A 19082-nucleotide genomic window follows, 5' to 3' on the forward strand; every position below is an offset into this window, starting at 1 on the left:
CCCGCCCGGCCACCCAACGGAATTGTACGCTGTGGGTGGCCGGGCGGGGGAGCGGGCTGGTGCCGCCCGGTACGCGCTCTTCCGCGCGTACCGCAAACGACTCCTCCCGCTCTTGCCAAGGGCGGGGTGAAGCCTTAAATGCCGTGCTTCTTCCGACATCGGAAACCTCGCCTGCCCCTCCCGGACCTGTCCGGGGCGGCGATGAGGCCTAGCCGGAAGCCGTGAGTGCGCCCCCCGGCGCAAGCGAGAGCAGGAATACGTGATGGCAAAGCTGAGCCCCGGTGAATTCATCAACCAGGTCCGCGCCGAAGCGCGCAAGGTGATCTGGCCGACCCGCGCCGAGACGACCTCGACCGCGATCTTCGTCGGCATCATGATGCTCATCCTCGCGGTGTTCTTCCTCGGCATCGATTCGATCTTCAGCCTGATCGTGCGCTCGCTGCTGTCGCTCGCCTGATCACACGCACAAAATTCAAGGACGACCCATGGCCCGCTGGTACATCATTCACGCCTATTCCGGTTTCGAGAACAAGGTGAAGGAAGCCATCCTCGCCGAAGCCGAACGCATCGGCCTCTCGCAGCTGGTCGAAGCGGTCGAAGTGCCGACCGAAACCGTCACCGAAGTGAAGCGCGGCAAGAAGGTCCAGGTCGAGCGCAAGTTCATGCCGGGCTACGTGCTCGCCAAGCTTTCGATGAACGACGATATCTACCACCTCGTCAAGAACACCCCCAAGGTCACCGGCTTCCTCGGCAACAACAACAAGCCGCAGCCGATTTCCGACAAGGAAGCCGCGCGCTACTTCGGCGCGCGCGAAGCCGCTGCTGCCGAGCCGCGCAAGCAGGTGCTGGTCGATTACGAGATCGGCGATTCGGTCAAGGTCAACGCCGGCCCGTTCGCCTCGTTCAACGGTACGGTGGAAGAACTCGATTTCGAGAAGCAGCGCGTCAAGGTCGCCGTCTCGATCTTCGGCCGCGCCACGCCGGTGGAACTGAGCTTCGAGGAAGTCGAACTGGTCAAGTAAGGGGCGGCGTGCCGGGTTACTCCGGCACGTGCCAGTCGGCCGGTTTCCACCCCGGCGGTGCGACCATGTCCTGCACCGCGATGACCTGCCACTTGCCCGCCCGGCGCACGACGGTGTCGGTCCAGATCAGAATGTGGGTCGTCTCGGTGCCATCCGGCTGAGCCACCACTGCGCTTTCGTTGCCATAGATCACTGCCAGATCAGGGCCGTAAAATCGCACTTTCGCGGCCAGCAGTTTGCAATCACGTGCCCTGCTCTTGCCATTTTCGCGCTGGAGCAACGCCGCGCGGCCATAGAGCCCACCTGCCGGGCTGGTCCCCACGAAATCCGGCGCGATAAAATCCCGCACCACGGTGCTGGGCGTGCACCCGTCAGTAGCCCAGCGGCGCTCCTGTTCGATCAGGCGCCTGGCTGTCGGATCCGTGTCCGCGGCCCAGCGGCCCGGCGGCGGGGGAGCCGCGTTCACCGCTTGCGAAAGCGCCAGCAAGGCGGTTGCCATGATCAGCGCAAGCCGGGTCTTTGCCGAAGGATTCTGCTGTCCCATCACGTGCTCCCTCTTGGAGAGGTTTGGAAGTTTGCAAATTTGGGTATTTAGTAAAGTGTCACCGTAATCCGTCACCGTAATCCCTGTGAATTAGGGCGACAGTCAAAAAGTTGCAATATTGAAAATAAGTAAAAACGCCTATCGCCTTGGGCGGGATTAACTTAAGTGGCTTGATCAAATTTTATTACGATCTGTTACCCCTTGCTTAGAGTCTTTTGAGCAAGCTTGGTTACGCAAAATTCGGGAAGTACATCGTGGATTCGACGCAATACGACAAAGCTGTCGCTTCTGTTGCTGGGTCAATGGAAAGCGCTGCAGATTTCAAAGAAGAGCGAGCACTTTTTAAGACTGAATCTAATAATGATGGAATGTTTACGCAAGTAAATTCGGCACAGAACGATCTAATTGTAAATTATTCACTTGATATCGTAACAAAGTTAGGAATAGATGTTTATTATAAATTCTTGAAAGATTATGAATCTGATATAAATTTAATTAAAATAAGGTACCTTTCAACCAAAGATGCATCAACAATTGAAAGGGATAAGTGGATTTCAGATGTGTTTCCATATGCTGAGAGCCAGTGCTTGAATTACTTCGAAACATATTCAGTATCTAGCTCCAGTGGACACTTTGACATACTAATTATTGGAGCAGACGATACATCGCGCGCGTGTCGTTTTCTGAAAGAAAACTATTACTTGTTTAAAAATAGGCCAAAAATTCTTCTCGAGAATCGATCCGATCCAAAGCGCCGTGCTAGAGCCTTGCGCAGCGGCTTTGACGATGTCTTTGAATTTGCCCGGACAAGCAAGCCAGAGGCGATCTGCCGCTTAATTGCTATTCATCGCCGTACCAAGCTGACTCAAGAGACAAGAAGCCAGCATGAAAAATACGATGAAATTATCGCAGAAATATTGATTGAAGACGCCATTTTAACCGATGCAGAGTATCGCGTTATAAAAGAAATTATTCATAACAATAAAAAAATAATAAGCTACGAAAGACTTCAAATTATTGCAAGTCGCGACGTCGAGCCAATTTCATTGGCTAATCTCAAGGTAATAATTTCAAGACTGCTAAGAAAAATAAAGCGTAAATTTTTAATAAAATCTGAGGCTTGTTATGGTTACGTTATAAAATCCCTTACTTGAATACATGGGAATTGGGATTACGGGGATTACGGTAGGGGGATTGCGGTGACACTTTACTAAATCCCCAATCACCGCACCCCGTCGGCCACCCATCGGCTGGCGCGCACCTCTCACGGCTTGATCCCATAGTGCGCGTAAAAGTGCCCCACATCCGGGAACACCGTCTTCGCCGCCTCCAGCAGCGCCGCCGCCTTGGCCTTGTCGCCCATGCGGTCCGCCACGATCGAGGCCATGTAGAGCGAGGCGGTCTGTTCGGGTTCCGCCGCCAGCGCCGCTTCGTAATCGGCCATGGCTTCCTTGAGGCGTCCGGCGCGGAAGTGGACCAGCGCGCGGCTGTCCATGTACATCGCCGGGTCCGCTTCCAGCTCGATCGCCTTGTTGCAATCCGTCAGCGCGGTATCGAGCGCAGTGTTGCGCAGGGCGAGGTACCAGCACCGCGCGTTGCGCAGCTTGGCGGAGGAGCCGCGCTTCTCCAGCGCTTCGTCGAGCATGCCCAGCGCCTCGTCATGCTTGTCGGCCTGCTCCAGCCGGTCGACCTTCTCGAGGAAGTTCGAAAGCCCGTCGTCGGTCGTGATGTCGAGGTCGGTCGGCACCAGGTCCAGCCCCTCGTCCACCTTGCCCGCCTCGATCAGCTCGTACGCCAGCGTGCTGCGCGCGTCCGCATTGCCCTGCTGAAGGTCGTAGGCCGCCTGCGCGTCCGCCAGCGAACCCGCGCGGTTGCCCAGCTTGCTGCGCAGCGCCGAGCGCTTGAGGTAGCGGTCCGCCGAAGCGTCCACCGCAATCGCGCGGGTGTAGTCGGCTTCTGCCGCTGCCCAGTTGAACAGGGTGCGTTCGAACCACGCGCGGTCGGTCAGGCGCGTCGCGTCGTCGGGCTTGTCGGCAATGCGCGCGTCGAAAATCGCGCGGACCTTGGCGAGCGCGGGACTGCCCTTGCGCCGCGCCACGTCATCCCACCACTTGGGGTAGGAGCCATCGAGCGAGAGCCGCGCGGTGCGGTCCATCGCGTCGGAAATCGCCTTGGCCGTGCTGCTCGCCTTGTCCGACGCGATTTCGGCCCCGCTCTCGCGCGAGACGATATCCTGCGTCAGCTCGCCACCGGCCAGCGCAACCGTCCGCTGCCAGCTTGCGGCGGGCAGATCGAGGCTCCCCGGGTCGCTGCCGGTCAGCGAAACGCCCTTGCCTCCGTCCGGCAGGCGCCAGCTGGTGTGCAGCTTCGCGTGCCAAGGATCGGGGATCAGCGCCGGGATCGCCCGCCACGCCGCCCGGTCGCGCGGCGCGTCGTAGGTGACCTTGAGGCCCGGCGGCACCGCCAGCGCATAATGCCCGTCGCGGTACTTCCAGTCGGGATAGGCGATCCCGTCGAAATCGAGCGTCCACACCGCGTTTTCCGCATCCCACGTCGAGCGCGCCTTGCCGACGAAGGTATCGCCGACCCAGTTGCTCGCCGCCTTCTCGGCAAAGCTGGTCAGCTTCTCGTCGTAGTTCGGGCCGGGATCGACCTTGTAGGCCGCGCCATAGGTCCCGTTGTAGCGCAAGGTCAGGTGATAAGGCGTCGCAAGGTGCGGCCCCGCGGTCATGTCGTAGGCGAGGTCCGCGTCGATGTCGGGCCGGGCATGCGCGCGCAGCGGCAGCGCGAAGAGCGCGGGCTTGCTGCCTTCGATCGTCCCGCCCATCGGCAGCACCCAGCCATAGCGCGGCACGTCGCGGATATCGGCAAGGCGCGAACCCAGCATCGTCCCGTCGAGCCAGAAGTCCTCCTCGCCCACACGCGCGTGGACAAAGACATGGTCGAACGCGAGCGCGGCGGGCACCATGTCGGGCACTGCATCGCCGCGCTTGCTGTTGGCCATCACCGGCTCGGCCTTGATCCCCAGCCGGTCGAGCACCGCGAGCAGCAGCATGGTCTTGGCCTTGCAGTCGCCATAGCGCTTCGCCCAGGTGTCTGCCGGGGCCTGCGGCACATAGTTGCCGTTGCCCATCGCGATCAGCTCATAGCGCACTTCGTCCTGCACCAGCCGCAGCGCATCGGCCATGCGGCGCACCGGATCGGGCGAGCGCGCGGCAATCGCATCGACCCGCTTGGCAAGGTCCGACCCCGGCGCGATCCCGTCCTTCACCGCATAGAGCGGCGCCATGACCTTGGCGACCGAGGCCCAGTCCGGAAAGCTGGTGAACTGCAGCAGCGGCAGCGGGGTGAACCGGCTCGGCGCGTTCTTGGCCGCATCGGGCAGCTTGGCGATCGGCAGTGGCACCACGATTTCGGTCCAAGTCGCATCGAGCGGCTTGGCCACCGGCGTCAGCCCTGGCGCGAGCGACTTCACCGTCAGCGGGTTCGACGTCTTCCACACGAGCCGCGCGCGCCCGAAGCCGACCTTGAGCGGCGCCGGCAGCAGCACCAGCGCGTCCTGCACATGCCCCGCCAGCGCGGTGTCGCGCTCCGAAAGGCTGAATACCATCCGCAGCGTATCGCCCACGCGCAGGTCCTCGATGTGCTTGACCGCCGTCAACTGGCCGTCGACCATCAGCCGCTCCAGCCCCGCCTCGCGCCGGATCACCGTGATCCCCTCGCCCTTGCCGAGCGCATCGATCACCTGATCCCCGCGGATGATCTCCAGCTTGTGCAGCGTGAGGTCGCCGTGGTCCGGCTGCCAGCCGAGCGTGAGCGTCCCCATCTGCTGCAGCGCTTCCGGGCTCGAGGCCTGCCGCATCGTGTCGATATAGACGGTGGTGGTGTCGCCATCGACCTGCACTTGCTCGTCGAAGCGTACGGCGCTGTCCGCCTTGAGCACGGGCGGTGCCTGATTGACCCACGCGGGTGCCGGCGCGACGAGGACTTTGTCTCCTGCGTGCGCCGCAGTGCTGGCGAGCGTCGAAATCACGGCTGCGCCGAATAGCTTCTTGTGCAAGTGAGGCCCCGGATGGTGGGTTGGATGGCCAAGGGATAACCGAACACTGCCAAAGCGCAACGACTGGTCGCACCGATCTGGGTGTCGCAGCCCGTTGGCTGCTGCTCCCCATTGCCAAGCCGCCTCGTCCCCGCTATGCGCGCCGACTTCCGGCGAGGCTCGTCCTCGCCTGATTCCGTGCGGGAGGATGCCCAAAGCATCTGTCTGACCGCTCACTCTGCGGTAGCTTCGGCTCCAACAGGACGAAAGGAGGCCCATCGTGGCCAAGAAAATTGATGGTTACATCAAGCTGCAGGTTGCAGCTGGTGAAGCGAAGCCCTCGCCGCCGATCGGGCCCGCGCTCGGTCAGCGCGGTGTCAACATCATGGGTTTCTGCAAGGAATTCAACGCCGCCACCCAGGAGATCGAAAAGGGCACCCCGCTGCCCACGATCATCACGGTCTATTCGGACAAGTCGTTCACCTTCGTGACGAAGACGCCGCCGGCCACCTTCCTCATCAAGAAGGTGCTGGGCCTCAAGTCCGGCTCGAAGGAGCCCGGCAAGGTCTCGGCGGGCAAGATCACCCGCGCGCAGCTCGCCGAAGTCGCCGCGATGAAGATGAAGGATCTGAACGCGAACGACGAAGACGCCGCGATCAAGATCATCGAAGGCTCGGCGCGCGCCATGGGCCTGCAGGTGGAGGGCTGATCCGATGAAGACGACCAAGAACAAGAAGGCCCTCGCCGAGAAGCTGGGCGACAACCAGAAGCTCTACGGTGTCGATGAGGCGATCCAGCTCCTGAAGGACCTCAAGCGCACCAAGTTCGACGAGACCATCGAAGTCGCGCTGAACCTCGGCGTCGATCCGCGCCACGCCGACCAGATGGTCCGCGGCATGGTCACGCTGCCTTCGGGCACCGGCAAGGACGTCAAGGTCGCCGTGTTCGCGCGCGGCGACAAGGCCGAAGCCGCGCTCGCCGCCGGTGCTGACAAGGTCGGTGCGGAAGACCTGCTCGAGGACATGCAGAACGGCAACCTCGACTATGGCCGCGTGATCGCGACGCCCGACATGATGGGCATCGTCGGACGCCTCGGCAAGGTGCTGGGCCCCAAGGGCCTGATGCCGAACCCGAAGCTCGGCACCGTCACGCCCAACGTTGCGGATGCGGTCAAGGCGGCGAAGGCCGGCCAGATCGAGTTCCGCGTCGAAAAGGCCGGCATCATCCACGGCGGCATCGGCAAGATGAGCTTCTCGAACGAGGCGCTGCGCGCCAACTTCGACGCCTTCGTCGATGCGATCGTCAAGGCGAAGCCTGCCGGCGCCAAGGGCAAGTACGTCCGCAAGGTCGGCCTGTCCTCGTCGATGGGCCCGGGCCTCAAGGTCGATGTGGCGCAGGTCCACGGCGGCTGATCAGCCCTGCGACAAACGCACAGCAAAAGGCCGGGAAGGGCAACCTTCCCGGCCTTTTTCGTATGGGCTAGCGTCCTTTCACCAGCGGCGATGTGTATTCCGGATCATGCGCAAACGGCAGCTGCGCGCCAGCCCGCAGCGCTGCCAGCATCGCTGCAAAGTCGGTCCGCGCCCGCCAGCCCAGCTCCCGCTCGGCTAATCCTGCATCGTAGACCCGCCCGAGGCTCTTCGGCAGTTCCCAGCCGCGTGCGGCGAACAGCGCTTCGGCATCGGGAAAGCGTGCCCGGATCAGCCCCGCCGCATCGGCCTTGAGCGCTGCCGCATCCGCGCGCGCAAACGGCGTCGGCGCACTTGCGATGTACAGCCCGAAACCCAGCTCGGGCGCCTTCGCCAGCGCAAGGACATGCGCCCCCGCCGCATCCTCGACCGTCAGCCGCCGATGCAGCAGCTCGATCGCCTTGAGGTTCTCGCCGGAGGGCTTCCGGTGCGTATCATCATCCTCCGGAAAGAACCGCGAAGTCCGCAGCACCACGCAAGGCAGGCCACGCTCGCTGGCATAGAGCCGACACAGCCCCTCCGCCGCCAGCTTGGTCACGCCATAGATGTTGCGCGGCGCCAGCGGCCCGGTCTGCTCGTCGAGCCAAACCGCTTCCGCCGCATCCTCTCGGCGGATCGCCTCGCTGATCATCAGCGAAGTTGTCGAGGTCATCACGAAGCGGTCATGCCCCGCCGCCTTCGCCGCCTCGAGCAGGTTGAGCGTGCCCGTCACATTCACATCGACAAAGGCCTGCGCCGGATAGCGCGCGATATCGGGCTTGTGGAGCGCCGCCGTGTGGATCACCGCATCGATGCCCAGCCCGATCGCGCGATCCACCACCTGCCGATCCGCCACGCTCCCCAGCACATGCGTCTCCGGCCCCGGCGCCAGATCGAGCCCGGTCACCGTATGCCCTGCCGCCCGAAGTGCGGGGGCAAGAAACCTGCCCAGCCATCCCGAAGAGCCGGTCAAAAGCACGCGCATCAGTGAGACCCCTTCGCCAGATTGCCTCGCGTATAGCATTCCGCCACAAAGCTGATCCCGCGCCCATCGGACAGCCGCAGCACGGCCTTGTGCGAAAGCACTGTCCCCGCCGGACACTCCGCCGCGCGGCCCCGCAGGCTTTCAAGCCGCTCGCGGTGAAATCCCAAGGGGCGCACCACCGTGCCGAAGGGCGTGCGCGTCGTCTCCAGCGCGGTGTTCATCGCCGGTGTCAGCCGCGCCGGGACGTACCAGTTCTTCGCATCGGACAGCACAGTATCGCCGCAGCGGAGCCGCACATGGCGAAAGGCCAGCGGCTCCTCTGCCCCCACACCTAGCGCCGCGCGGATGGCGGGGGAGGCTTCCTCGCGCTCCTTGCGGTTGCTTTCCGCCATGATCTGCGCAGGAGCGGCAATCCCCCGCGTTGCGCACCATTGCTGCAAGGCGGCCGTGGCGCTGTCATTCGCGGCCAGCGTGCGTTTAAAGCTGGAGAGCGTCGGCGCACAGGCCGAAAGTGCCAGTCCCAACCCGATCAACACCCACAACGTCCCGTTCGTGTCGAGCCCCTCGTCAAGCTCGGGATAAACTTCGGGTCGAAGACCCGAAGTCGAGACACCATGCGGTGCGTATGGTGTCTCGACTTCGCTCGACACGAACGGTTTTGGTGACGGCTTCCGGGGCAGGAAGATCAAATCCCCCCCGGCACAGCCTCGCGGCCCAGCGCGGTCAGTCCATCGACCAGCACTTGCACGACCGCATCGAGCACCGCCTGATTGGTCGAGCGGATCACGAAGTTCGCGCCCACCCGCCCTTCGCGGAAGAACGGATAGCTGCCGATCTGGCATCCGTCATGGTTCTTCTCGGTCTCGCGCAGAAGGTCCGCCACTTCGCTTTCGGCCACCCAGCAGCCAACCGTGGTCGAAAGCAGCGGTGCGCCGCCTTCCAGCGTCCCCGTCAGCCCGTCGAGCATCTGCGCGGTGATTCCGGGCACGCCCGCCATCAGGAACACGTTGCCGACCTGAATTCCCGGCGCGCCCGAAAGCCGGTTGGGAATGAGGTCTGCGCCTTCGGGCACCCGCGCCATGCGCAGCCGCGCCGGATTGATCCCCCCGCGGGTTGCGTAATAGCGCGTCAGCATAGCTTCGGCTTCGGGATGAATCACCACCGGGACGCCCAGCGCCTCGGCCACCGCATCGACCGTGATGTCATCATGCGTGGGCCCGATCCCGCCCGTGGTGAACAGGTAATCGTTGCGCGCCCTGAGCGCGTTCACCGCCTCGATGATCGCCGCCATGTCGTCCGGCACGATGCGCACTTCCCTGAGGCGGATGCCCTGCACCCCCAGCCACGTCGCCACTTGCGCGATGTTCTTGTCGTGCGTGCGGCCGGAAAGGATCTCATCGCCCACGACGATCAGCGCGGCGGTCCAGATGCGGGAGGTGTCGGTCATGCCCGCAGCGATAGCGCAAACCGGAACGGGTGCAATGGGCCTTTCGCGCAGGGTGAAGACTTGGCCGGACCATACCGTCCGGACCGCGCCTTACGAGATCAGGCGTGCGCGGGTTTCCCGGCTGGACATCATCCGGACAAAGCCTGTGAAGGTCGGCGTCAGGATTGCGGCACCCGCTGCCAGCACATAGCCGTGGCCGCGCGCGACATAGTATGCGGGGATGACATCGAGCGCCTGCCACAGCACATGGCCCCAGAGCAGCAAGACCGGCGCAAAGGCGAAGTTGACGGCAAACACCATGGCCTCGCGCCACAAGCGCTCGTTGCCGCGCAGCTGGAAGTGGAGGGCGAGCAAGGCAAAGCCGGCCAGCGACAGACCCGAGACGCTGTAGAAGCCGCCGCCGGCGGTCACCGCCATGCTCGGCTCCCCCAGTTGCCAGCCCCAGACAAGCTGCTGAAGACCTGCCGCAATCGCGCTGGCGTAGAAGAGCTGCCGCGCCCGGCGCGAGTGCTCGTTGCGGATCATCAGCCACACGCCGGAAAGGATCGCGGCGCATAGGATCAGGCCGAATGCGGCCGTTTGCAGCGGCCTGCCCGCATACAGCATGGCATCGGCAGCCAGCGTGCTCGCAGGGGCGATGGCCCTTGCCGCGCTCCAGCCGCCCAGACCAGGCTGGCTCATGTACATCGCCAGAGATGTTGCCGTCGCTGCCCCGGCTGCCAGACCGACAAGGACTTTGAACGCGATCGGCTGTGGCTGAAGTACTACCGGTTCACGGCGTACCGGGCACGATGCGCGGTTCCAGGCAAACACGGCATAGCCAATCAGCAGGCACTGCCAGAAGGTCAGGATATTGACGAGATTGTTGACCTCGCCCTGTGTCAGGTGCGGATAGATCGCGCCGAACACCACCCAGTCCAGTCGCTGGATCGGGGCATTGAGGAAGGCCATGAAGGTATAGATCTGGAAGCCCAGATGCAGCGCAATGTTGCGTCTTTTCAGGAAGATGATTGCCAGCGTCTGGGCAAGCACAGTGCTTGCCGCGAGGAACCATAGCTGGATGTGGAAGGCAAAGCCCTGATAGGTATTGGCGATGCCGGTGTGGACCAAGTGGTACATCGCCGCGAAGGCCATCGTGTAACAGCTCAGGATATAGACCCCGCCAATCGCGCGATGGGCCTTGCGGTGTTTTTTCCGAAAGCCCGGCGTGAACTGGAATATGCCCAGAATGAGCAAGAGGCCGCCCAGCACCATGTGCAGGCTCAGCACCGATTTCTGCACCGGTGTCATGGTGCTGTAGTAGCGGACCGGATCGGTGTTGCCGTTGCTGCCGAAGCCGAACCGTGTGCCCGTCGCCATCGCTGTCAGATTGTTCCACAGCGGGTAGGCTCGCATCGCGTCCCCCGCGACCTCCCGGTACGGTGCACCCCGATTGCCTGCCGCTTCGACCTTGTCCAGCAGGTGTGCTTCTGCCGGATCGGCATTGATCGGCAGCTGCCGATATCCCGCGTCCCAGACCAGCAGGCTGTAGAACGCCAGCATCGCGCAGAACGGAAGCCACAGCAGCAAGACCTTCGGCCTCGGCGCTGACATCTGCTGCGGTGATTTCAGCGCCTGCGTGGCCATGATCCCTCTCTCCTGCTGCTCGATCAGCCGGGCCTTGCGTAGACGATTGATGTTGCACACGCAACATTGATTGTCCGGGAGGCTGCTTGGCGCATCTCCGGAAACCGGCTAGCGATCGGGGATGAGTGATCCCAAGCCGGCCCCGCTCGATCGCGGGATGTTTCTTGTCGAGGTGGAAGACTGGCGCACGGGAGAAACCTTCCAGACGCTGAGCATCTCGCGCACGCCGGCGATGTTGCTGTCCTTCGCCGCAAACCGGTTCACCGAAGCGGCTTCGGATTACTTTGGTGAGCGCCTTGGCCTCGGCACCGTGGACTGGCGCATGCTGCTCCTGCTGGCGCGTCTGCCCGGGATCACCGCCGCACAGGCATCGAAGACGATCGGCGTTGACAAGGGGACGGTCAGCCGCTCCGCCAGCCGTCTTACGCGCCGCAACCTGATCACGGCCGGAGAGCTTCACGCCAATGGCCGCAGCCGCGGTCTCTACCTCACACAGGCTGGCCGCACGATGCATGACCAGATCCTCGAGATCGCCGTCAATCAGCACCTCGAACTGCTACGAGGCTTCACGCCTGAAGAGGCCAGGCTGATGGCGGACCTGCTCCGTCGCTTCACCCGCAATCTCGAATCGCTTGTCGAGCAGGATCGCCAGCAGGGCTGACCACCCGGCCCACAAACGCCTTTCCTACAGGGACCTGCCTGGCGCATGAACGCGGCTGTTCTTTGAAAGGTGGTTTTCATCCAAGGCTGAACCCGGCCCACCCCTCCCGATGCCAGCGTGGCCGGGAGGCAGGTGCAGCGTGTCCGCACAGGGAATAACAGACGCGCGTGTCAGTTATTCCTGAAGCGCGTTGGACATTTTCGTGCCGATTATATCGTAAAATCAGTTAACTAGAGCGTCTGGCCAAGGTTGGCAGGTTTCTCTCTGGACTGTGTCAACTGTGTCAACCTCCCGGCGCTTACTCTGCCGGTTCGACCACCTCGCCTGCCTTTGCAGCCGCCACGCCGGTTGCCTTGCCGAAGCGCATGATCCCGTCGTCGAGCGGGTTTTCCTTCATGTACTTGCGGTCCCAGACATAGTCCTGATTGAGCCGCCACGGCATGTCCTTGGCATTCTTCGGCTGGATCGCCAGCCCGCGCTGGATATAGCCCGACGAAAGGTCGAGCGGGGTGTCCGGCGTCAGCGTGCTTTCGTCTTCCAGCACAGGGGTCGCGCTGTCTGCGCCGACCTTCTTCATGTGGTTGAGCAGGCGGCAGACGAAGTCGGCGTCGATGTCTGCGCGCAGGGTCCACGAGGCGTTGAGGTATCCGAACACCTGCGCGAGGTTGGGCAGGTTCGAATACATGCAGCCCTTGTAATACCAGCGCTCGTTCATCCGCACCGGCTGGCCGTCCATGCCGAGCGCGATCTTGCCCGCCATGGCAAGCGCGAGGCCCGTGGCCGTTACGATCACATCGCAGTCGAGCCGCTTGCCGGACTTGAGCTGGATGCCCTGCGCGTCGATGCGCTCGATGTGGTCGGTCACGATCTCGGCCTTGCCCGCCTTCATCGCGTTGAACAGGTCGCCATCGGGCACGAGGCACAGGCGCTGCTCCCACGGATTGTAGGGTGGGGTAAACGTGGCGGGATCGTACTTCGGGCCGAGCGCCTCCTTGAGCTTCTTGGTCAGGAAGTCCTTGACCTTCTGCGGCTCATTGCGGGCGCGCTTGAACACGATGTTCTGCATCGTGACGTTCTTGAAGCGCGTGATCTTGTAGGCGAGCTTCTCGGGCAGGAACTTGCGCAGCGTGTTGGCGATCGCATCGCGCGCGGGGCGGATGGCGTACCACGTCGGCGTGCGCTGGAGCATCGTGACGTGCGCAGCCTTCTGCGCCATCGCCGGCACGATGGTGACGGCAGTCGCGCCTGAGCCGATCACGACAACGCGCTTGCCGGTATAGTCGAAGTCCTCCGGCCAGAACTGGGGGTGAATGATCGTACCATTAAAGTCCTCGCGCCCCGGGATCGCGGGGTCATAAGGCGTGTCGTAGTCATAGTAGCCCGAGCCGAGGTAGAGGAACCGCGCAGTGGTGCGGCTGCGCTGGCCGTCGGCGGCTTCGGTGGTAATCACCCACCAGGCGTGCGCGCTTTCCCAGTTGGCCGAAACGACCTTGGTCTCGAAACGGATGTGCTGGCGGATGCCGCGTTCGGTGACGATGCGGTTGAGGTACTCGAGGATCGCGGGTCCGTCTGCGATGGACTTCTCGTGCTTCCACGGCTCGAAGATGAAACCGAGCGTGTGCATGTCGCTGTCCGAGCGGACACCGGGGTAGCGGAACAGGTCCCAGGTGCCGCCAAGCTGCGGGCGGCGTTCGAACAGGGCGTAGCTGCGATCAGGGCAGAGCATCTGCATGTGTGCAGCCATGCCGATGCCGGAAAGGCCGGCGCCGATGATCGCAACGTCGATGTCCGGCTGCCCGGCGCGCCGCGTGTCCTCGAAACCCATGCTATCCTCCACAGTTATTGACATGCATGATAGCAGTCAGGGGAATGATTGCCAGTCTGTTTAGCGGGGCGATTAAACGCGGCGATTGCACTCCAGCGGCGAGAGCGACAGAAGGGAAATCATGCCGATCATCGCCGCGCGCCGCTATACCGAGGGGAAGCCGGATCCCGCCGATCTTGCGCTGACGGGCGTGCCGCTGGCCGAAGCGGTGTTGCCGCGCGGGTGCTTCGACTGGATCGGGCTCTGCGATCCGACGCCCGCGGAGGTGGAACGCGTTGCGCGCCAATTCGGGCTTCATCCGCTGGCGATCGAGGATGCGCTCAATCCGCGCCAGCTGCCCAAGGTCGATATCTACGGCCAGCAGTTGTTCGTCGTCGCACGCACCGCAATGATGGATCAGGGCGGGGACACGATCATCTACGGACAGACCGCGATTTTCCTCGGACCGCAGTTCATCGTGACGGTGCGGATAGGGTCCGCACGCGCGCATGCCGATCTGCGCCGCGCACTGGAAGCCGATACCGAACACCTCGCGGAAGGCGCGGACTATGTTCTCCACGCCGTGCTCGATTTCATCGTTGACGGCTATCTGCCGATCGCCGATCAGTTTGAGGAGGTAGCGCACAGCATCGAGGAAGCGGCTATAGACCAGTTCCCCGATCCCATCACGATCCGCCGCATCTTCCGGCTGCGCCGCGAATTAAGGCGGTTCGAGCGGATCATCGGGCCGATGGAGGAACTGACCCAGCGCCTTGCGGAGGCGGACTTGCCGGTGATCGACCCTTCGGCGCGGATCTGGTTTCGCGATGTGCTTGATCATGTTCGGCGCGCGATGGCGCGGATGGAGAGCTTGAAGGAAACGCTGGCGGCGGCGGTGGAGACCGCCGGGCTGCTTGAACAGCACCGACAGGGCGTGATCACCCGCCAGCTGGCTGCCTGGGCGGCGATTCTTGCCGTGCCAACTGCCATTGCCGGCATCTACGGCATGAACTTCGACTACCTGCCCGAACTTCACTGGCGTTGGGGCTATCCGATGGTCTGGGGGCTCATCATCACGATCTGCGGCGGACTGCTGTGGCGGTTCCGGCGGATCGGCTGGCTCTAAGGCAATCTCTGACCAGGCAGGCTCGGTATAAGGCGGATGCTGCTCTAGGTCGGCAAACGCCAGTCAATCGCGCCGCAACCATGCTCTTCAAGAAAAGTATTCGCCTTGCTGAAATGGCGGCAGCCAAGGAAGCCTCGATGCGCAGAGAGTGGGCTGGGGTGTGGAGCTTCCAGAATGAGGTGGGGGCCCCCGCTTGTCTCGCGGATCAGCGCCGCCTTCGAGCGGGCGTGGCTGCCCCAGAGGAGGTAGACGCAAGGTGACGGACGCTGGGCGACAGCGCGGATAGCCGCATCGCTAAACGCTTCCCAGCCCTTGCCCTGATGCGAACCGGCCTGCCCGGCTTCGACGGTGAGCACCGTGTTGAGGAGAAGGACTCCTCCCTTTGCCCAGTTCTCCAGATGGCCATGGTTTGGGCGAGGCAGGCCGAGATCCGCCTGCTGCTCCTTGAAGATGTTGAGCAGGCTTGGCGGCACGGGCACGCCGGGCCGGACCGAAAAGGCAAGGCCATGTGCCTGGCCAGGGCCATGGTATGGATCCTGCCCAAGTATCACGACACGGACCTGTGGCAGCGGTGTCAACGCAAGCGCAGCAAGGCGTGTTCCGGCTGGGGGATAGATCAGCTTGCCAGCAGCCTCCTCGGCGCGCAGAAATCCGCCCAGAGTCCGCAGAGGCTGGCTTGTCAACACGCTCTCCAGCGCAGGACGCCAAGTTTCGGGAATGGAGCTGCTTGTCATCAACCGGCAGCGTTAGCGTTCCACCGGCGCGCCGGGAATACCGTTTGCATCGGCCATACCCGGATTGCTAACGGGCTACTCACAGCTTCGAGGACGCATTCATGAAGATCGCAATGGTGGGTTCGGGCTATGTGGGGCTCGTATCGGGCGCCTGCTTCGCCGATTTCGGCCATGACGTGGTTTGCATCGACAAGGACGCCGGGAAGATCGCGCGGCTGAACGCCGGTGTTATGCCGATCTACGAACCCGGACTATCCGAGTTGGTCAACGGCAATGTGAAGGCTGGAAGGCTTTCGTTCTCGACAGACCTGACTGCAGCGATCAGTGGTGCCCAAGCCATTTTTATCGCGGTGGGCACGCCTTCGCGGCGCGGTGACGGCCATGCCGATCTATCCTATGTTTATGCCGTTGCTCAGGAAATTGCCGATGGGTTGACCGGGCAGGCAGTGATCGTGACCAAGTCGACTGTTCCCGTCGGCACGGGCGACGAGGTAGAGCGGATCATCCGTGAGCGTGCGCCGAACGCAAGGTTTGCCGTCGTTTCGAACCCGGAGTTTCTGCGCGAGGGCGCTGCCATTGCCGATTTCAAGCGCCCGGATCGCATTGTGGTCGGTGCCGAGGAGGAATGGGAGCGCGGCGTGATGAGCGAAGTCTATCGTCCGCTGTTCCTCAACAAGGCACCGCTGCTCTTCACCGGGCGCCGGAGCTCCGAGTTGATCAAGTACGCCGCCAACGCGTTTCTCGCGACCAAGATCACCTTCATCAACGAGATGGCGGACTTGTGCGAGAAGGTGGGCGCCGACGTGCAGGATGTTGCGCGCGGGATCGGACTCGACAACCGCATCGGGTCCAAGTTTCTCCACGCCGGACCGGGCTATGGCGGCAGCTGTTTCCCCAAGGACACGCTGGCACTGCTCAAGACGGCGGAAGACTATGCCAGTCCGGTCCGGATCGTCGAGGCGGTGGTGCGCACCAACGATAGCCGCAAGCGGGCAATGGGCCGCAAGGTGATCGAAGCGATGGCGGAAGCCGGCGTTGGCGAGGCCCGCGGCAAGCGGATTGCGCTGCTTGGCCTGACCTTCAAGCCCAATACCGACGACATGCGCGATGCCCCTTCGATCGCGATTGTGCAGGCGCTGCTGGATGTTGGTGCGGAAGTCGTCGCCTACGATCCGGAAGGGATGGACGCAGCAGCGCCGTTGATGCCCGAAGTCAACATGGCCATGAATGCCTATGAGGCGGTGACCGGTGCGGATGCCGTTGTGCTCATTACGGAGTGGGACGCGTTCCGCGGCATTGACCTTGAGCGCGTGGGGCAACTTGTGAACAGCCGCGTGCTGGTGGATCTGCGCAACGTCTATAATCCGAGCGAGGTGCGCGCTGCCGGATGGCACTACAGCAGCGTCGGACGGGTATAGCCCAGGGCGTGGGGGCGATTCCCATGCTTGCCGCCACCGCCCCGAAAGCCTAAGCGGTTCGCATGGCTGTTTACCTTCATGAAGAAGACCTGCCCGAGGGTGTGCTTGCGCCCGGACCGGTCGCTGTCGACACCGAAACGATGGGGCTCATCACCGCGCGTGATCGGCTCTGCCTGCTTCAGATTTCCGATGGTCAGGGTGACGAGCACCTCGTGAGGTTTGCTGCGGGAAGCGACTATTCTGCGCCAAATCTGAGAGCAGTGCTCGCCGATCCGGGGCGGCTGAAGCTTTTTCACTTCGCCCGCTTTGATCTTGCCGCGATTCACTACTACCTGAAGGTGATGGCGACGCCTGTGTTTTGCACCAAGATCGCCTCCAAGCTCGTGCGCACCTACACCGACCGGCATGGCCTGAAGGAACTGGTGCGCGAACTGCTTGGCAAGGAAATTTCCAAGCAGCAGCAATCCAGCGACTGGGGCGCACCCAGCCTCAGTGATGCGCAGCAGGATTATGCCGCATCCGATGTGCGCTATCTTCATGCGATGCATGGCATCCTCGCCGACCGGTTGGCCCGCGAAAGGCGTACCGACGTGGCGCAAGCCTGTTTCGATTTCCTGCCGACGAGGGCTCTGCTCGATATCGCAGGCTGGGCCGACCGCGACATATTCAGCCACGAGTGAGGTCTTGCAGGTGACGCTTACCGGGCACCCGACACGATGACGCAGAAGGCTGACAACCTGCGTGGCCGCCGCCGGCTCTTCGCGGCACCTGGCGGTTTCCACGACCGCATGGTGCGGCTTGTAGCAGGAGGATTGCCCGCGCTGATCGGCGCGCTGCTCGCGGTGCTCGTGATTGCACCGTTCTCCCCGCGCGGGGAAATCAGCTTCCTTCTTGACCGCAACAAGGTGGCGATGGTGAACGACCGTCTGCGCGTGGTGAGCGCGATGTACCGGGGGCAGGACGATTCCGGGCGCAACTTCTCGGTCACGGCGGGCAGCGCGGTCCAGCATTCGGAAATGCGTGACGAAGTCGAGATGCGCGACATCACTGCGAGGGTCATGCTGAACGATGGACCGGCGAGCCTCACGACGGGTGAAGGTGTTTATGACTTTGCCAAGCAGAAGATCGACGTGCCAACGCCAGTTAATTTCGAGACATCCGACGGGTATCGCATGGTGACTGGCGGGGCCGATATCGACATTGGCAAGCGCCTCCTCATCAGCCAGGGGCGCGCCGAAGGCCGCATTCCTGCTGGCACTTTTTCAGCCGACAGGATAAGCGCTGACCTCGAAGCGCGAACGATCACACTTGATGGCCACGCCCGCCTGACGATGGAGCCCGGCAAGCTGAAAATGCCATGACTACGCTGATCGATGCCATGAAGGCCGGACGGCCCCTGCGATCACTTGTGATCGGGTTCGCGGCAAGCGCCGCGTTGGCAGCTGGCGCCCAGCACCTTGGCGCGCAGGCGATTGCCGCGCACAACAGCAAGGCGCCGGTGAACTATGCGGCCGACCGGATCGAGTTGCAGGACAAGCAGAACCGGGTCGTGCTTTCGGGCAATGTCGATATTGCACAGGCGGACTTGACGATGCAGGCGGCGCGCACGACGGTCGCATATACCGACGTCGGGAGCCTGCAGATCCAGCGGATCGATGCATCTGGCGGCGTCGTGGTGACGCGCGGCAACGAACGTGCAAGCGGGGATGTCGCGGTCTACGATTTCAATGCCAAGATCATTACGATGGCTGGCAATGTCTCGCTGCGGCGCGGCACCGATACGCTCAACGGCGGTCGGATTGTGATTGATCTCAATTCCGGGATCTCGAACATCGACGGACACGTATCCGGGGCGAAGTCCGGCACGGCGCCTGCTGGATCCTCGCGCTCCGGCGGGCGGGTCAGCGGAAGCTTCACCGTTTCGAAAAACTAAGCTGCTGCCGAGACTGGCCGATCAGAATTACCGCATCTCCCCCCAATAGTGCCAGCATGCCGTTCTTTGCGTGGATCTTCTGCTGTATCCGACTTTGTGGAAATCCGGTCGATTGAAAGAGGCAACGCAACCGATTCCTACCTGTTTTGCTCTGCAGCATTATGCTATCCGTCGACTAAGAGAGCCCTGCCAAGCGGGCGAATGACGCAGCAGCCTTTCGATAGGAGATGCAGTGTTAAGAGACCTGTGTACGGGTGGGCGTCGAGCGCTGGAAAGTGCTGAATTTTGGCCTGTC

At 62.7% G+C, this 19082-nt stretch carries 19 protein-coding genes; 11 read left to right on the top strand and 8 right to left on the bottom strand.

The features are described from left to right. Positions 1-262 precede the first annotated feature (262 nt). Both secE and nusG read left to right on the top strand, forming a co-directional pair. Entirely contained in the window at positions 263-457 is a 195-nt protein-coding gene (secE, locus tag IP83_RS12480; protein WP_054122555.1) for a preprotein translocase subunit SecE, read from the top strand. 28 nt (positions 458-485) lie between these two features. Further along, on the top strand, positions 486-1022 hold the full coding sequence (gene nusG / locus IP83_RS12485; protein ID WP_054122556.1) for a transcription termination/antitermination protein NusG: 537 nt from the start codon (positions 486-488) through the stop codon (positions 1020-1022). Between the two features lie 16 nt (positions 1023-1038). Here the strand turns inward: nusG and IP83_RS12490 are convergent, their stop codons facing one another. Further along, entirely contained in the window at positions 1039-1566 is a 528-nt protein-coding gene (locus IP83_RS12490; protein ID WP_054122557.1) for a nuclear transport factor 2 family protein, read from the bottom strand. Positions 1567-1820: 254 nt separating this feature from the next. Between IP83_RS12490 and IP83_RS20275 the strand changes: the two genes are divergently transcribed. Further along, positions 1821-2720, top strand: coding sequence for a helix-turn-helix domain-containing protein (locus IP83_RS20275; protein WP_156309701.1), 900 nt, complete (start codon positions 1821-1823; stop codon positions 2718-2720). 110 nt (positions 2721-2830) lie between these two features. Here IP83_RS20275 and IP83_RS12495 read toward each other — a convergent pair whose 3' ends face one another. After that, a complete protein-coding gene (locus tag IP83_RS12495; RefSeq protein ID WP_054122558.1) occupies positions 2831-5626 on the bottom strand; it encodes a DUF3857 domain-containing protein in 2796 nt (931 codons plus the stop codon). Between the two features lie 259 nt (positions 5627-5885). On the opposite strand from IP83_RS12495, the gene rplK reads away from it, so the two are divergent. Beyond that, positions 5886-6314, top strand: a complete 429-nt coding sequence (gene rplK, locus IP83_RS12500) for a 50S ribosomal protein L11 (protein WP_054122559.1) — start codon at positions 5886-5888, stop codon at positions 6312-6314. Between the two features lie 4 nt (positions 6315-6318). Beyond that, a complete protein-coding gene (gene rplA / locus IP83_RS12505; RefSeq protein WP_054122560.1) occupies positions 6319-7017 on the top strand; it encodes a 50S ribosomal protein L1 in 699 nt (232 codons plus the stop codon). Positions 7018-7084: 67 nt separating this feature from the next. Here rplA and IP83_RS12510 read toward each other — a convergent pair whose 3' ends face one another. The 4 genes from IP83_RS12510 to IP83_RS12525 all read right to left on the bottom strand — a co-directional run bounded on the left by IP83_RS12510 (position 7085) and on the right by IP83_RS12525 (position 11171). Next, positions 7085-8038 carry an NAD(P)-dependent oxidoreductase gene (locus tag IP83_RS12510; RefSeq protein ID WP_054122561.1) on the bottom strand — a complete coding sequence of 318 codons (954 nt, stop codon included), beginning with the start codon at positions 8036-8038 and terminating at the stop codon, positions 7085-7087. After that, the gene (locus IP83_RS12515; RefSeq protein ID WP_231625032.1) at positions 8038-8688 is read right to left on the bottom strand and encodes a hypothetical protein; all 651 of its coding nucleotides are present in this window, start codon (positions 8686-8688) and stop codon (positions 8038-8040) included. The genes IP83_RS12510 and IP83_RS12515 overlap by 1 nt, the downstream gene beginning before the upstream one ends. A gap of 35 nt (positions 8689-8723) precedes the next feature. Beyond that, complete coding sequence (locus tag IP83_RS12520) at positions 8724-9485, bottom strand: molybdopterin-binding protein (RefSeq protein ID WP_054122563.1); 762 nt, start codon at positions 9483-9485, stop codon at positions 8724-8726. A gap of 90 nt (positions 9486-9575) precedes the next feature. After that, complete coding sequence (locus tag IP83_RS12525) at positions 9576-11171, bottom strand: DUF2306 domain-containing protein (protein WP_156309704.1); 1596 nt, start codon at positions 11169-11171, stop codon at positions 9576-9578. Between the two features lie 61 nt (positions 11172-11232). Between IP83_RS12525 and IP83_RS12530 the strand changes: the two genes are divergently transcribed. Beyond that, a complete protein-coding gene (locus IP83_RS12530) occupies positions 11233-11772 on the top strand; it encodes a MarR family winged helix-turn-helix transcriptional regulator (protein ID WP_054122565.1) in 540 nt (179 codons plus the stop codon). Positions 11773-12070: 298 nt separating this feature from the next. Here the strand turns inward: IP83_RS12530 and IP83_RS12535 are convergent, their stop codons facing one another. After that, complete coding sequence (locus IP83_RS12535; RefSeq protein ID WP_054122566.1) at positions 12071-13597, bottom strand: NAD(P)/FAD-dependent oxidoreductase; 1527 nt, start codon at positions 13595-13597, stop codon at positions 12071-12073. 121 nt (positions 13598-13718) lie between these two features. Here IP83_RS12535 and IP83_RS12540 point away from each other — a divergent pair, with 121 nt between their 5' ends. Then, positions 13719-14702, top strand: coding sequence for a magnesium and cobalt transport protein CorA (locus tag IP83_RS12540; RefSeq protein WP_054122567.1), 984 nt, complete (start codon positions 13719-13721; stop codon positions 14700-14702). A gap of 44 nt (positions 14703-14746) precedes the next feature. On the opposite strand, the gene ung is transcribed toward IP83_RS12540, so the two are convergent. Further along, positions 14747-15436, bottom strand: a complete 690-nt coding sequence (gene ung, locus IP83_RS12545) for a uracil-DNA glycosylase (protein WP_054122568.1) — start codon at positions 15434-15436, stop codon at positions 14747-14749. A 101-nt stretch (positions 15437-15537) separates the two neighbouring features. Between ung and IP83_RS12550 the strand changes: the two genes are divergently transcribed. From IP83_RS12550 to IP83_RS12565, 4 genes are all read left to right on the top strand, one after another. Beyond that, on the top strand, positions 15538-16854 hold the full coding sequence (locus IP83_RS12550; protein WP_054122569.1) for a UDP-glucose/GDP-mannose dehydrogenase family protein: 1317 nt from the start codon (positions 15538-15540) through the stop codon (positions 16852-16854). 62 nt (positions 16855-16916) lie between these two features. Further along, positions 16917-17534, top strand: a complete 618-nt coding sequence (locus IP83_RS12555; protein ID WP_054122570.1) for a ribonuclease D — start codon at positions 16917-16919, stop codon at positions 17532-17534. A gap of 36 nt (positions 17535-17570) precedes the next feature. Then, positions 17571-18215: an LPS export ABC transporter periplasmic protein LptC gene (locus IP83_RS12560; RefSeq protein WP_054122571.1), complete on the top strand. Its 645-nt coding sequence runs from the start codon at positions 17571-17573 to the stop codon at positions 18213-18215. After that, positions 18212-18787: an LptA/OstA family protein gene (locus tag IP83_RS12565; RefSeq protein WP_156309705.1), complete on the top strand. Its 576-nt coding sequence runs from the start codon at positions 18212-18214 to the stop codon at positions 18785-18787. The genes IP83_RS12560 and IP83_RS12565 overlap by 4 nt, the downstream gene beginning before the upstream one ends. The last annotated feature ends 295 nt before the right edge of the window (positions 18788-19082 follow it).

Source organism: Novosphingobium sp. AAP93 (assembly GCF_001296055.1).
GTDB lineage: Bacteria > Pseudomonadota > Alphaproteobacteria > Sphingomonadales > Sphingomonadaceae > Novosphingobium.

Excerpts from the sequence above, each read along its gene's own strand:
- IP83_RS12510 (WP_054122561.1), bottom strand. The coding sequence starts at position 8,038 with ATGCGCGTGCTTTTGACCGGCTCTTCGGGATGGCTGGGCAGGTTTCTT.
- IP83_RS12560 (WP_054122571.1), top strand. The coding sequence starts at position 17,571 with ATGACGCAGAAGGCTGACAACCTGCGTGGCCGCCGCCGGCTCTTCGCG.
- IP83_RS12550 (WP_054122569.1), top strand. The coding sequence starts at position 15,538 with ATGAAGATCGCAATGGTGGGTTCGGGCTATGTGGGGCTCGTATCGGGC.
- IP83_RS12520 (WP_054122563.1), bottom strand. The coding sequence starts at position 9,485 with ATGACCGACACCTCCCGCATCTGGACCGCCGCGCTGATCGTCGTGGGC.
- IP83_RS12530 (WP_054122565.1), top strand. The coding sequence starts at position 11,233 with ATGAGTGATCCCAAGCCGGCCCCGCTCGATCGCGGGATGTTTCTTGTC.
- nusG (WP_054122556.1), top strand. The coding sequence starts at position 486 with ATGGCCCGCTGGTACATCATTCACGCCTATTCCGGTTTCGAGAACAAG.
- IP83_RS12540 (WP_054122567.1), top strand. The coding sequence starts at position 13,719 with ATGCCGATCATCGCCGCGCGCCGCTATACCGAGGGGAAGCCGGATCCC.
- IP83_RS12535 (WP_054122566.1), bottom strand. The coding sequence starts at position 13,597 with ATGGGTTTCGAGGACACGCGGCGCGCCGGGCAGCCGGACATCGACGTT.
- rplA (WP_054122560.1), top strand. The coding sequence starts at position 6,319 with ATGAAGACGACCAAGAACAAGAAGGCCCTCGCCGAGAAGCTGGGCGAC.
- IP83_RS12490 (WP_054122557.1), bottom strand. The coding sequence starts at position 1,566 with ATGGGACAGCAGAATCCTTCGGCAAAGACCCGGCTTGCGCTGATCATG.
- secE (WP_054122555.1), top strand. The coding sequence starts at position 263 with ATGGCAAAGCTGAGCCCCGGTGAATTCATCAACCAGGTCCGCGCCGAA.
- IP83_RS12555 (WP_054122570.1), top strand. The coding sequence starts at position 16,917 with ATGGCTGTTTACCTTCATGAAGAAGACCTGCCCGAGGGTGTGCTTGCG.
- IP83_RS12565 (WP_156309705.1), top strand. The coding sequence starts at position 18,212 with ATGACTACGCTGATCGATGCCATGAAGGCCGGACGGCCCCTGCGATCA.
- ung (WP_054122568.1), bottom strand. The coding sequence starts at position 15,436 with ATGACAAGCAGCTCCATTCCCGAAACTTGGCGTCCTGCGCTGGAGAGC.